The organism is Leptolyngbya sp. Heron Island J (assembly GCF_000482245.1).
In the GTDB taxonomy this organism is placed as follows: domain Bacteria; phylum Cyanobacteriota; class Cyanobacteriia; order Phormidesmidales; family Phormidesmidaceae; genus Leptothoe.
On sequence record NZ_AWNH01000022.1, the window covers coordinates 95,085 to 107,423 of the forward strand.

Below are 12,339 nucleotides of genomic sequence, written 5' to 3' on the forward strand. Positions count from 1 at the left end.
GCCGACTGCTCAACTGCTTCATGATTTATCCAGACCTAGCTACGTTTAAGACTCTGGCAACGCAGGGTAACTTTGTGCCGGTATATCAAGAGTGGGTTGCCGATCTGGATACTCCAGTATCTGCTTGGTGCAAGGTGTGTGCAGGCCAGCCCTATAGTTTTTTGCTGGAATCGGTGGAAGGGGGCGAAAACATTGGCCGCTATAGTCTGTTAGGGTGTGATCCTCTGTGGACGCTGGAAGCTAGAGGGCAGAAGACTATCCAGCGATTTCGCGATGGTGCTGAACAGACATTTACAGGCAATCCCTTCGATATATTGGCAGACTGTCTGGCTCCCTATCAACCGGTTAAGCTGCCGGAACTTCCTCCTGGGATTGGCGGATTATTTGGGTTTTGGGGCTACGAGCTGATTAAGTGGATCGAACCGACAGTAACGGTCTATCCTGCAGCTGATGATGAGCTGCCTGATGGTCTGTGGATGCAGGTGGATAGTCTGTTGATTTTTGACCAGGTCAAGCGGAAAATTTGGGCGATCAGCTACGCCGACTTGCGGAACCCTGAGGTAGATCTAGACCAGGTCTATCAGGAAAGTTGCGATCGCATTGCCAACCTAGTCAATAAGCTCAACCTGCCTCTCTCCAATCAAGACAGCCGTCTGGCCTGGACTCCCCCCAGCAACAACCCAGCAGGTGAGCTGACCTACACCAGTAATCGTAGTAAGGACGAATTTTGCCAAAGCGTTGAAACCGCCAAAGCCCATATCAGGGCCGGAGATATATTTCAGGTGGTCATTTCCCAGCGTCTGACCACCGACTACAGCGGTAATCCCTTTGATTTATATCGTTCATTGCGGCTGGTGAACCCATCTCCCTACATGGCCTACTTTAACTTCCAGGATTGGCAGATTATTGGTTCTAGCCCTGAAGTCATGGTCAACGCCACCCGCGAAGGGGATAGTCCTACATTGACCGCAATTGTCCGTCCCATTGCGGGTACTCGGCCTCGTGGTAAAACCGTCACCGAAGATGATGCCTACGCTGAAGACTTACTGGCTGACCCTAAAGAGATCGCTGAGCATGTGATGCTGGTAGATTTGGGACGTAACGATCTGGGTCGTGTCTGTATAAGTGGCACCGTCAGTGTAGATGAGCTGATGGTGATTGAGCGTTACTCCCATGTCATGCACATTGTCAGCAATGTGATTGGTGAATTAGCGCCTAGCAAAACGGCTTGGGATTTACTTAAAGCCTGCTTCCCGGCAGGCACTGTCAGCGGCGCACCCAAAATTCGCGCCATGCAAATTATTAATGACCTGGAACCCTGTCGTCGCGGACCCTATTCAGGTGTTTATGGCTATTACGACTTTGAGGGACAGCTCAATAGCGCCATTACTATCCGCACCATGGTGGTTGAAAGCAAAGAGGATGGTAGGCATCGCATCAGCGTGCAAGCAGGAGCCGGTCTGGTGGCCGATTCTGTCCCAGAAAATGAATATCAAGAAACTCTGAATAAAGCCCGAGCAATGCTGGAAGCGGTCAGATGCTTAAAAGCTTGAAATACTCCTCGTGCTCAGATTCTGATAAAACCTTGCTCCTTAATCAATAACCCCATAGCTTCACATAGGCGGCCATGGGGTCATATTTGAGAAATAGACTGGTCCAAGCAGGTCCTACAGCAGATGCAGAAATTTATCCTCTTTGCCAAGAGCCTTGACTGCTTTTTTGATTTCCTGGGTACGGTCTTTTTTGACAATTAGTGTGGCGTTGCCATCACGCACAACCACTACATCTTCAAGACCAATGGTAACGACCACCTCATCTTCATCAGACGAATAGACAATGCAGCCATTGGTGTCATGGGCCTGATGCTGGCACATGTCCACATTATCTTTGTCCCCTTTCATCAGACGCTCGATGGCATTCCAGTCACCTAGATCATCCCAGCCAAAGTTAGCAGGCATCACATAGGCTTTTTGAGTTTTTTCCATCACCGCATAATCAATGCTGAGCTTCTCCAATTCAGCATAGGCATCAACACCTTTGGCTAGTAAAGGCCCCATCAGCTCAGGCGCATAGGTTTTGAGCTCATCAATCATGACGCCAGCTGGAAAGATAAACATGCCACTGTTCCAGCTGTAGCGGCCGCTGGCCAAAAATTCCTCGGCCACACTGCGCTCAGGTTTTTCGGTAAAGCGACTAACGCGGTAAGCAGTAAGATCGCCATACTGACCAGCATCGTCTCCCTGCTCAATGTAACCGTACCCAGTGGATGGAAATGTTGGCTGAATCCCTAGGGTTGCGATCGCATCCTGACTCTGCGCCAAGTCAGCTGCCGCTCGGATAGTAGCTCGAAACTTAGGTTCGTCAGTGATGTAGTGATCGGCAGGGAAGAAACATGCGATCGCATCATCCCCATGACGCTTCGCCACCTCCAGAGTTGCCCAGGCTACAGCCGGTGCCGTATCCCGCCCTTGGGGCTCCACCAAAATATTTTCCTCTGGCAGCTCCGGCAGCTGCTGCTTGACACCGTCCGCCAGATGCGACGCCGTAATCACCCAAATTGCATCCCAGCTACCCGCCAACGGCAATAGGCGATCCGCTGTAGATTGCATCAAACTACGACCGCTACCATCTAAACAGAGAAACTGTTTGGGATGCTTCAAACGACTCACAGGCCAAAAGCGCTCCCCTTTACCACCAGCTAAAATAATTGGCACTAACTTTGGAGTTTGATTGATAGGTTGTGTCATTGTTTACTTAATAAAGTTAAGTTACGGCGTTAAAATGATGTTTCCTTACGGATTTCTGAACAATACTAGCGATTACTCAAATCAAGCAGTGTACAGATAGCTTAATATTGGTTAACTTCTCAACTATATGTAGAACGCATCAAACGTCGCTTTCCCCATATCAGTCGACTGCTCAAATCGCTGTACGGAACATCAAACATTTATCAAAATATGCTGTTTAGTGAGCAACCCACCCACAATTTCAAATCACGTTCTGACCACTAAGAGGAAAGAGCGTAATTTAGACCTAGGGACCACCATAAATTCTTTGCTAGACAAGGCACCCCTTGTCCGGGCATTCTCATAAATACTCTATGATTCCCTCTCCATCGTCTCAGTCCGACTCCAGTGATGATCTAGCTCAACCTCAACGTCGTTCCTTGCTTGGCAAGGTGCTTAGGGTTTTAGCCTGGACTGGTATTTTTGGCTCAACCGCTGTGGTCTCTGCAGCAGCTGGAGCGGCTTTTATCTTGACTGTTCCGCTACCAAAGGAATTGGGGGGCAGTGAAGTTGCAACCAATCCGCCTTTAAGTGATCTGTGGCAGTCAGGTTTTCGTTATCAAGTCTCTCGTCCAGTAACGATCTTGCTCATGGGTCTGGATGAAGCCAGGGACATTGATGGGGCTAAGCCGACAGATTTAGTGGGCCGCACAGATACCATGCTCTTAACCCGGATTGACCCAGAAACTGAATCCATTAATGTGATGTCCATACCACGGGATACTCGCGTGGAAATCCCAGGTTATGGTAGCGACAAAATCAATGAAGCTAATGTTGAAGGTGGCGCAGAACTCGCTGCTCAAACCGTCAGCTACAACTTTAATCAGGTTCAAATTGACCGCTATGTCCGAGTGAGCACCGCTGCCTTTCGCGAAATCGTAGATCTGGTGGGCGGTGTAGAGGTATTTGTCCCCAAACCGATGCAATATGAGGATAAAACCCAGGGGTTAGTGATTGATTTGGAACCTGGTTGGCAAACACTCAATGGCGATGAAGCTGAGCAGTTTGCCCGGTTTCGTCAGGATAATTTAGGGGATATTGGTCGGGTACAACGGCAGCAGATTTTGCTAAAGGCTTTGCGCGATCGCATGATCAACCCTAAGGTCATCACCCAGTTGCCACAAATTGTCCGCATTTTACAAAGCCATATTGACACCAACTTATCCACTGAAGAAATTCTGGCCCTGGCAGGATTTGGACTACAGCTTGAGCGAGAAGACCTAAACATGGTGATGCTGCCAGGTCGCTTTAGCAGCCCCAGTGAATATAGAGCCAGCTATTGGATTGCTGACACCAATAGCACCAACGAGGTTATGCAAAAGTTCTTTGATGCGGAACCTGAGGCCCTGTTAGCCACCAATACACCACGGCGTTCCATCAGTCGCCTTCGCATCGCTGTCCAAAATGCATCCAGAGGCCCCTTCATGGGCCAGTCAGTTGCCGACCATCTGCGGGAAGAAGGCTTTCGCAACGTATATGTAGTTGAAGACTGGCCTGACTTTCATCATCAGACCACAATTATTGCCCAGCGCGGTGACCTAGATGGCGCTGGCTTTTTAGAAGCTGTCTTAGGAACTGGCAAAGTCGTTGCTGATTCAACCGGAGATTTAGACTCTGACATCACCATTCGCGTCGGCGATGACTGGACAGAGCAGATGATTCATTAAGGTGCAGCTATGCTGCCTCAACAGCAGCTCCATTTACACCCCTATTTCCTTGATTACGACTATGCAGCCCAGGCTGATCACAGTCTCGTTGGCAACTTTTTATCCTGTATTTGGATACTGTTAACAACGAGAGCAGCCCAGTAACGCTTGGAAAATTAGACTAAGGTCTGCATCAACGGCTGCCAGCCCGAAATATCTGCGACCAGGGTACGGTATCCCAACACGTTCGGATGTAAACCATCATCACACAAACGCTCATGACACCAGGCTTGCCCCTGAGAGCACCATTGTTGATAAAGGTCTAGGTAAGGAATCTGACGGGCTTCACAGGCATGGCGTATCATCTGGTTGTAATGAGCCTGGTCAATATTGGAAAAATGTAGGACATCGGCATAGGGCATGGACGTTTCATTCACAGGTACCATGCCCACAAAAAAGGTAGGACAGAGTTGCTTGGCCTGCTCCAGTAATCCACTCAGCTCTCGGGTAAAGGTGATCTCATCGGTCATCGGTCGTCCAGTCGGGCGGCCTAAACGCGCGCAGTCATTCAAACCCACCGATAGCACTAAAATATCAGGCACGCGCCGACGCAGCTCACCACGCAGTTTAAACTCACCTTCTAGCCGGGTGGCCACTTGCTGCACACCATCACCCCGAACCCCAAGGTTATATACAATTGGTCCTGGCTGTGACGGATCGATCCATTGACGACGCAGGCGTTCAACCCAACCTCCACCTTCTGTATCGCCGTAACCATAGATCAAACTATCGCCCATAATGACGACTTTTTTAGGATGGGCCGTTTTAGATTGGCCACTAGAGTAAGCAGCGCGATCAGCAAGAGCAGCCATAGAAAAACTTAAAGCTGGATTATCGGAATAACAAAATTTATGACGCTAGCCCTTACGACTGCCGTCATACGTTCAGACTCCCGCAAATTAACATTTTGTACCGCTTATTTTCAAATCTTCATAGTTACCGACATAATCAACAAGTGTTATCAAACCTATATGACAACCCCCAGATGCGATCGCATCTGGGGGTTAATTGCCAATTTGAATAGCAGAATAATTGCCAAATAATTGCTAACTCATAGCAGCATGGCTGCGGCCATAAGTATGTTGCACATCATACCTGGGCTTGCCTTGAATGCGGCTACCTGCGCCAATGGCATCCATAGGCATGCCAACATCTACAGCAGCGCGACTCAACAAGGAACGCTGTCGGTTAGTCACAGCATGACGGTTGCAAACGATTCGAAGTCTAGCAGATTCCTGAATAGACATACTTATTGACCTCCTACAAAAGTAACTTAAAAGGCACCATCATAGTGCCTTGCACTTATCTCTTTAGTTTTGATTATAGTCAAAAAAACCGTATATTTTGATACTCTTTTGTATTTATTTTTTTAAATAAATAATGCGTTTTTTTTGCTATGCCAATGAAGATAGGTCAGAACAATTTATAGGAACGCACAAAAAACGCCAGCCGAGTGGCTGGCGTTTGAGCAAAAGGGATAGTCAAGCCCAAAAAAGTGATCGTCGATTAGCAATCGTAGTAAAGAGCGATTTCATAAGGGTGAGGGCGAATATCCATGGGAATTACTTCAGTATCAAGCTTGTAAGAAATCCAGTTTTGGATAAAGTCCTCAGTAAACACCCCACCTTGAGTCAAGAAATCATGATCACCTTCTAAAGCAGATAGCGCTTCCTTCAGTGAACCAGGCGTAGATGCAATCTTTGCCAGGTCCTCAGGACTGAGCTCATAAATATCCTGATCGATCGGCTCAGGAGGCTCAATCTTGTTCTTAATGCCATCAATACCGGCACAGAGCATAGCCGCAAATGCCAGGTAGGGGTTAGACGTCGGGTCAGGGCAGCGGAACTCAAGACGCTTGGCCTTCGGGCTATCCCCAGACAGTGGAATCCGGATAGCTGCAGAACGGTTACCGTTGGAGTACACCAGGTTTACTGGAGCCTCAAAACCAGGCACCAGACGCTTGTAGGAATTAGTACTGGGGTTAGAAAATGCCAGGACGGCAGGGGCATGCTTAAGTAGACCACCGATATACCAGGTAGCCAGCTGACTCAGACCTGCGTACATATCACCCGCCATCAACGGCTGACCGTCTTTCCAAATAGACTGGTGAGTATGCATACCGGAGCCATTGTCCTCAAACAGAGGCTTAGGCATAAAGGTCACGGTCTTGCCATACTTCTTAGCAACGTTCTTAATGCAATACTTGTAGGTCATTAACCAGTCAGCCGCCTGGATCATTTCCCCAAAGCGGAAACCCAGTTCACACTGACCACCGGTTGCTACCTCATGGTGATGTTTTTCAATGGGCACACCACAATCTGCCATCGTCAACAACATCTCAGTCCGCATGTCATGAGAAGTATCAGTAGGCGACACAGGGAAATAACCACCTTTATACGCAGGCTTATAACCCAGGTTGCCACCTTCTTCTTCGCGGCCTGTATTCCAACGGCCCTCAACAGTGTCTACATAGTAGTAGCTGGAGTTAGACGTAGTGTCAAAACGGACATCGTCAAAAATAAAGAACTCTGCCTCAGGGCCGAAGTAGGCAGTATCGCCAATACCAGTTGCATTTAAGTAATCCAATGCTTTCTGCGCAATAACCCGAGGGCAGCGGTCATACCACGCGCCAGTACGAGGTTCTTTAATCGAACAGACCATGCTCAGCGTAGGTTCCTTCATAAAAGGATCAATCCAGGCGGTTGTTGGATCGGGAACCATGGACATGTCTGACTCGTTGATGGCCTTCCATCCTCGAATACTGGAGCCGTCAAAGGCCACTCCATCGGTAAAGCTACTCTCATCAATCTGGCTGCGATGCACCGTGAGGTGTTGCCAAATACCTGGTAAATCGATGAACTTAAGATCAATCATCTGAATGTCTTGATCGTTGATCATCTGCAAAACTTCTGCGGCAGTTTGGGCCATGGATCACTCCTTCATATATGCATTCACGAGAGCCGTCTTCGAAATTTTTGAGGGAAATGTAGGCTTTGCAGTATGGACAGGCCAACACGTTTAACGGCCAAAACATTAAACAATGAGTGTGACCGAATAATAGGTCTCCGTTAGAAATTTTCTATATTTCTAAGCAGCGGCAGGCATATTCGCTTCACTCGGGCCATAAGAGCATGACACCAGAGAACATCACTCATTCCCACATAACCTTTGACACCGGCCACGATTCAAAGATTAGTAACACCCAGCAGCAGAGTAACTGTGTTTGAACAAACTTTCAGTGTTTACTTTGACTAGGCTTGGATCATCCTAGGAACAGTAATCCCGAGCGATTGTATCTCTTGTTACAAATTCACGTTTTCTCTAGCAAGCCTGTTGAAAAATCGCGACGATCGGATTCAAAGTTCCAAAGCTGTGGTCACATCAAAGATTTCAAGGCATTGCCCCTATGTGTTAACTCCATCTCAATTGTTGCGAAAGATTGCGTATTGTAAAAAATAGGCAGCTCAACCCGCCTCTCTATCAGGTGTCTTGTCTGCTACTTAATTGACCATGGTAGACTATTTTCTGGTATTAAAGTGTTGGTAAGCGTTGTCGCTGAACGGGTTTCAGGATTTACATGGCAGCGGCAAGACACTTGGTCAATGCCTAAGTAAGCAATTGCATCGCTCTTGTGTTTGTTCTCATATTCGGTTCATACCAATGGTTGGTCATTGCTTAAATGAGGACTTTCACCCTTAGCTTGGTTACAAGTTCCTGCTTAATTTTGAGTCGCACATTAATCGCACTGGGAGAAAGGTTTCATGCGGGATACGGTGACGGGTTTAATTAGTACCTACGACATCACAGGTCGTTACCTCGATCGCGACGCTATAGATTCTTTAAAAACCTATTTTGATAGTGGTGCTGATCGAGTTAAGGCGGCGGCCTACATTAGCGCCAATGCATCCAGCCTTGTGAAAACAACTGGCGCTGCGCTGTTTGAGCGGATACCTGAATTGATTCGCCCAGGGGGTAATGCGTACACCACTAGACGATACGCCGCTTGTCTACGTGATTTGGATTACTACTTGCGCTACAGCAGCTATGCCCTGGTAGCAGGTAACTGTGATGTACTAACAGAGCGAGTACTCAACGGTCTACGGGAAACCTACAACTCTCTAGAGGTGCCTGTTGGCCCCACCGTGATTGGTATTCAGATTATGAAGGATGTGCTCAAAGAGCAGCTGGAAGCGCAGGGAGTGGCTGATACATCTTTTGTGGATGCGCCTTTTGACCATCTCACTCGTGAACTGGGCGAAGTTAGCGTCTAGATCGGACATGTAGCTCTAGCAGTCATAGTCCGAGCAGGTTTGAAGTGGGGTGCTCCTGAGAGTACCTCATTTTTTTGATATGAATTATTTAGGCATTGATTTTGGTACTTCAGGGGCACGAGCGATCGCAGTTGACTCGACTGGGCAAATCATCACTGAAACCCGCTGCCAGTACCCATCGCTAGAACCCAATGCTGACGATTGGCAACAAACACTGTGGGCCTTACTCGATCAGCTACCAGCTCAGGTGCGACAACAGATAGCCGCGATCGCAATTGATGGTACCTCTGCGACTGTTTTACTGTGCGATCGCGCCCATACACCACTCACCACACCCTTACTCTATAACGATGCTAGAGGCGGAGTCCCCACTGTCGCCCCCACAACCAGTCCTGCCCATAGCGCCACTTCTAGCCTTGCAAAAGTCCTCTGGTGGCAAACCCATTTACCAAAAAATATTCTTGCTAATGCTCGATATCTAGTCCATCAAGCAGATTGGTTGAGCAGCTTACTCCATGGCCAACCGGGTATCAGCGACTATAACAATGCATTAAAATTGGGATTTGACCCTCAAGCCCTCAAATATCCCAACTGGCTACGAAATCTAGAAATTAGCGCCTGGCTGCCGCAGGTGTTGGCCCCAGGGATTGCGATCGCTCCCATCCAAACCCAAATTGCTAAGCGCTTCGGGCTACCGCCAAGCTGCATAATCAAAACCGGCACCACCGATAGTATTGCAGCCTTTTTAGCCAGCGGTGCCAACTCGCCAGGTGACGCCGTCACTTCCTTGGGGTCTACCCTGGTACTGAAATTGTTCAGCCCGGTGGCCGTTAATGATGCCCCTAGCGGTATCTACAGTCACCGACTAGGGCAACAGTGGCTGGTGGGCGGTGCCTCCAACACCGGGGGAGCGGTATTGCATCACTACTTTAGCGAGCATGAGCTACGCTCCCTCAGCCCGCTCATCGACACCCATGCTGCCAGCGGGCTCGATTACTATCCGCTACTCACAGCTGGCGAACGCTTTCCTATTAATGATCCTGACTTGGAGCCCAAGCTAACGCCCCGTCCATCAGACCCGGTGAGGTTTCTCCATGGACTCTTAGAAAGCATGGCTCAGATTGAAGCCTTGGGCTATCAGAAACTAACGGCCCTAGGCGGCAGCCCGGTCAAGCGAATTTACACAGCAGGAGGCGGGGCCCAAAATTCCACCTGGCATACTTTACGAGCACAGGCACTGGGTGTGCCATTAGTAAGCTCTCTACACACCGAAGCCGCCTATGGAACGGCCCGATTAGCAGCTGGCCTAGTGACATAGCGTCAGATTGATTAAACAGCTATCAATTCAAGACATCCCAAAACAAGTAGCCAGCGTTCTCACGAATGCTGGCCTTAAAACTTCTTATGTAGCTAATTCTTAGAAGTTGAGCTGATCACCACGGCGATACTGCATGTAAGCTGCAACAAACAAACCGGCCAACGTTACCGGAATCAGACCTAGAACAATCCCTAACAGCAAAGGTTCAATCACGCCACGTTTTCCTCAATGACTTACAGAGCTAATAGAAGCAGTGTGCGCTACACATTACTTCTTCCACCTTCATAGTAAGACATTCGCTTAATTGAGCCTAGACCTGATCCAGCAACTCCGTCACCTTGAAATCTCTATCCTCAATGCTCGCTACTGTCGATTTTATGGCCGATCCAGCCATAGCTTAACAAAAGCTATAGATTTCAAGGCTGTTTTCAAGCCGAAACAACTTGCACTGCCTCCTGAGAAAACTTTAAACTATGTATCATATGCGTAATGACAAAGTGTTACGTTCTGCTTGTGACCCAAAATACAGTTGACAGTCCAGCCCTCACTCAGCAAACCATAGCCACTCAAGATAATCGGCTACTGGTACAGTTTGCCTTAGCAGCAACGACTATTCTGCTATGTGTCATTCTTGTAATCTGGGGCATTCATAGGGTTCAAGTATCCGATCCATATGTCCATGATGTTTTGGCTACTACAGGGCATCTTGAACGGGGGCAGCAGCTATTCTGGCAAAACTGCGCCACTTGCCATGGAGTGAACGGCACTGGCGAGGTTGGCCCTGATTTACAGAGCGTATCTGAGCGAAAATCACAGGTAGCTTTGATTAAACAGGTTATCAGTGGCAAAACACCTCCCATGCCTCAGTTTCAACCTAATACCCAAGACATGGCAGATTTATTAGTGTTTTTAGAAGATCTTTAAATAGGCCGACTAGCGCGCTCTAAGCCAAGTTGAATCAACCGATCTACAAGCTGATCAAACTCGATGCCTGAGGCCTGCCAAAGCATGGGATACATGCTGGTAGCTGTGAATCCTGGAAAGGTGTTGATCTCATTGATCAGCACTTCATCAGTAGATTCTATGTAGAAAAAATCAACCCGTGACAGGCCAGCCCCATCAATTGCTTGAAATGCTTCAATTGCCTGCTCCTGAATAGTCGTAACAATATTTTTGGGCAGTGGGGCGGGAATGGCTAAGTCAGCTTGGCCACTGGTGTATTTGGTGTTGTAATCATAGAACTCTGCATCAAAACTAATTTCACCGATGACCGAAGCCTTGGGATTGGCATTGCCTAAGATGGCACATTCGACTTCACGAGCGACCACACCTGCTTCCACAATGATCCGGCGGTCATAGCTGGCAGCGCTGTCAAGGGCAGCTTCTAACTCTCGCCGATCTTTGACTTTAGCAATCCCCACTGATGAACCGAGATTGGCAGGTTTAACAAAACAGGGATAGCCCAGGGTTTCTTCAATCTCATCGCACAGTTTCGGAAACACACAGGGGTTGGAATAGACTTGCGATCGCAATACCTCCATATACTTCACCTGAGGTAGCCCCACCTTGGCAAACGCAGACTTCATAGCCAGCTTATCCATCCCCATCGCCGAAGCCAGGACACCACAGCCGACATAGGGAATTTGCATCAATTCAAATAGGCCCTGAATCGTACCATCCTCACCATTGGGACCATGGAGCACAGGAAACCAGATATCCACATCGAGCTCTGATGGCGGCATACGGTCCATAGCAGATATCTCCGCTGCCGTCGCTAACGGTTCTCCCGACGTCAGCACCTCTTGAGCATTCATCACCCAGAAACCATCCTTGCGGATATAAACCGGGACAACCTCATACTTGTCGACATTCTCTTTAAGCTCTAGCCCTCGGGCAATGGCCTGGGCCGAATAAATAGACACCTCATGCTCTCCAGAGCATCCACCAAACAGTAAGCCGACACGCATCTTTGCCATTTGAGTTAGCCCCTTTGACCCTAAAAATAGACCGTTGCCGACTGAGCAATCACTAAGCCACAGCTGATCAATAACAGCAACTGACCATGAGAGTTATCTCAGAGAGCAACAGCGTCAAAAATAATTTTAGGAGGCTAGCCTATCACAAACCCAACCTTAGTAATACAAAATCGACACCATCCAAAAATTGACAAAAAAAGACCCCTAAGCCTCAAAAAGGCTCAGGAGTCAGACATCAGGGTGCATCTACCAGCTAACTGTCCACACTTTTAACGCCTACAT

General features: G+C 48.3%; 12 protein-coding genes. 6 read left to right on the plus strand and 6 right to left on the minus strand.

What is annotated here, in order from left to right:
- The first annotated feature begins 20 nt into the window (after window positions 1-20).
- Window positions 21-1,553: an anthranilate synthase component I family protein gene (locus N836_RS47150; protein WP_023071665.1), complete on the plus strand. Its 1,533-nt coding sequence runs from the start codon at window positions 21-23 to the stop codon at window positions 1,551-1,553.
- A 114-nt stretch (window positions 1,554-1,667) separates the two neighbouring features.
- Here the strand turns inward: N836_RS47150 and N836_RS47155 are convergent, their stop codons facing one another.
- Window positions 1,668-2,747, minus strand: coding sequence for a mannose-1-phosphate guanylyltransferase (locus tag N836_RS47155; RefSeq protein ID WP_023071666.1), 1,080 nt, complete (start codon window positions 2,745-2,747; stop codon window positions 1,668-1,670).
- Window positions 2,748-3,100: 353 nt separating this feature from the next.
- On the opposite strand from N836_RS47155, the gene N836_RS47160 reads away from it, so the two are divergent.
- Both N836_RS47160 and N836_RS77860 read left to right on the plus strand, forming a co-directional pair.
- Window positions 3,101-4,453, plus strand: a complete 1,353-nt coding sequence (locus N836_RS47160) for an LCP family protein (protein WP_023071667.1) — start codon at window positions 3,101-3,103, stop codon at window positions 4,451-4,453.
- A gap of 9 nt (window positions 4,454-4,462) precedes the next feature.
- Window positions 4,463-4,597, plus strand: coding sequence for a hypothetical protein (locus N836_RS77860; RefSeq protein ID WP_023071668.1), 135 nt, complete (start codon window positions 4,463-4,465; stop codon window positions 4,595-4,597).
- Between the two features lie 11 nt (window positions 4,598-4,608).
- Here the strand turns inward: N836_RS77860 and N836_RS47165 are convergent, their stop codons facing one another.
- The 3 genes from N836_RS47165 to glnA all read right to left on the minus strand — a co-directional run bounded on the left by N836_RS47165 (window position 4,609) and on the right by glnA (window position 7,420).
- Window positions 4,609-5,304: a GDSL-type esterase/lipase family protein gene (locus N836_RS47165; RefSeq protein ID WP_023071669.1), complete on the minus strand. Its 696-nt coding sequence runs from the start codon at window positions 5,302-5,304 to the stop codon at window positions 4,609-4,611.
- Between the two features lie 234 nt (window positions 5,305-5,538).
- The gene (locus N836_RS47170) at window positions 5,539-5,739 is read right to left on the minus strand and encodes a hypothetical protein (protein ID WP_023071670.1); all 201 of its coding nucleotides are present in this window, start codon (window positions 5,737-5,739) and stop codon (window positions 5,539-5,541) included.
- 259 nt (window positions 5,740-5,998) lie between these two features.
- Window positions 5,999-7,420 (minus strand): type I glutamate--ammonia ligase, encoded by a 1,422-nt coding sequence (glnA, locus tag N836_RS47175; protein ID WP_023071671.1) that lies wholly within the window; start codon window positions 7,418-7,420, stop codon window positions 5,999-6,001.
- A gap of 833 nt (window positions 7,421-8,253) precedes the next feature.
- Between glnA and apcB the strand changes: the two genes are divergently transcribed.
- Together apcB and N836_RS47185 are read left to right on the plus strand one after the other, a co-directional pair.
- A complete protein-coding gene (gene apcB / locus N836_RS47180) occupies window positions 8,254-8,763 on the plus strand; it encodes an allophycocyanin subunit beta (protein WP_023071672.1) in 510 nt (169 codons plus the stop codon).
- A 79-nt stretch (window positions 8,764-8,842) separates the two neighbouring features.
- Window positions 8,843-10,081 carry an FGGY-family carbohydrate kinase gene (locus N836_RS47185; RefSeq protein ID WP_023071673.1) on the plus strand — a complete coding sequence of 413 codons (1,239 nt, stop codon included), beginning with the start codon at window positions 8,843-8,845 and terminating at the stop codon, window positions 10,079-10,081.
- 99 nt (window positions 10,082-10,180) lie between these two features.
- On the opposite strand, the gene petG is transcribed toward N836_RS47185, so the two are convergent.
- Entirely contained in the window at window positions 10,181-10,294 is a 114-nt protein-coding gene (gene petG, locus N836_RS47190; RefSeq protein WP_006516887.1) for a cytochrome b6-f complex subunit V, read from the minus strand.
- Window positions 10,295-10,594: 300 nt separating this feature from the next.
- Between petG and N836_RS47195 the strand changes: the two genes are divergently transcribed.
- Window positions 10,595-11,005 (plus strand): c-type cytochrome, encoded by a 411-nt coding sequence (locus tag N836_RS47195; protein ID WP_023071674.1) that lies wholly within the window; start codon window positions 10,595-10,597, stop codon window positions 11,003-11,005.
- Here the strand turns inward: N836_RS47195 and N836_RS47200 are convergent.
- Entirely contained in the window at window positions 11,002-12,057 is a 1,056-nt protein-coding gene (locus N836_RS47200; RefSeq protein WP_031292066.1) for a D-alanine--D-alanine ligase family protein, read from the minus strand. The two genes, N836_RS47195 and N836_RS47200, sit on opposite strands and share 4 nt — an antisense overlap.
- Between the last annotated feature and the right edge of the window lie 282 nt (window positions 12,058-12,339).

Excerpts from the sequence above, each read along its gene's own strand:
- N836_RS47150 (WP_023071665.1), top strand. The coding sequence starts at position 21 with ATGATTTATCCAGACCTAGCTACGTTTAAGACTCTGGCAACGCAGGGT.
- N836_RS47155 (WP_023071666.1), bottom strand. The coding sequence starts at position 2,747 with ATGACACAACCTATCAATCAAACTCCAAAGTTAGTGCCAATTATTTTA.
- N836_RS47160 (WP_023071667.1), top strand. The coding sequence starts at position 3,101 with ATGATTCCCTCTCCATCGTCTCAGTCCGACTCCAGTGATGATCTAGCT.
- N836_RS77860 (WP_023071668.1), top strand. The coding sequence starts at position 4,463 with ATGCTGCCTCAACAGCAGCTCCATTTACACCCCTATTTCCTTGATTAC.
- N836_RS47165 (WP_023071669.1), bottom strand. The coding sequence starts at position 5,304 with ATGGCTGCTCTTGCTGATCGCGCTGCTTACTCTAGTGGCCAATCTAAA.
- N836_RS47170 (WP_023071670.1), bottom strand. The coding sequence starts at position 5,739 with ATGTCTATTCAGGAATCTGCTAGACTTCGAATCGTTTGCAACCGTCAT.
- glnA (WP_023071671.1), bottom strand. The coding sequence starts at position 7,420 with ATGGCCCAAACTGCCGCAGAAGTTTTGCAGATGATCAACGATCAAGAC.
- apcB (WP_023071672.1), top strand. The coding sequence starts at position 8,254 with ATGCGGGATACGGTGACGGGTTTAATTAGTACCTACGACATCACAGGT.
- N836_RS47185 (WP_023071673.1), top strand. The coding sequence starts at position 8,843 with ATGAATTATTTAGGCATTGATTTTGGTACTTCAGGGGCACGAGCGATC.
- N836_RS47200 (WP_031292066.1), bottom strand. The coding sequence starts at position 12,057 with ATGGCAAAGATGCGTGTCGGCTTACTGTTTGGTGGATGCTCTGGAGAG.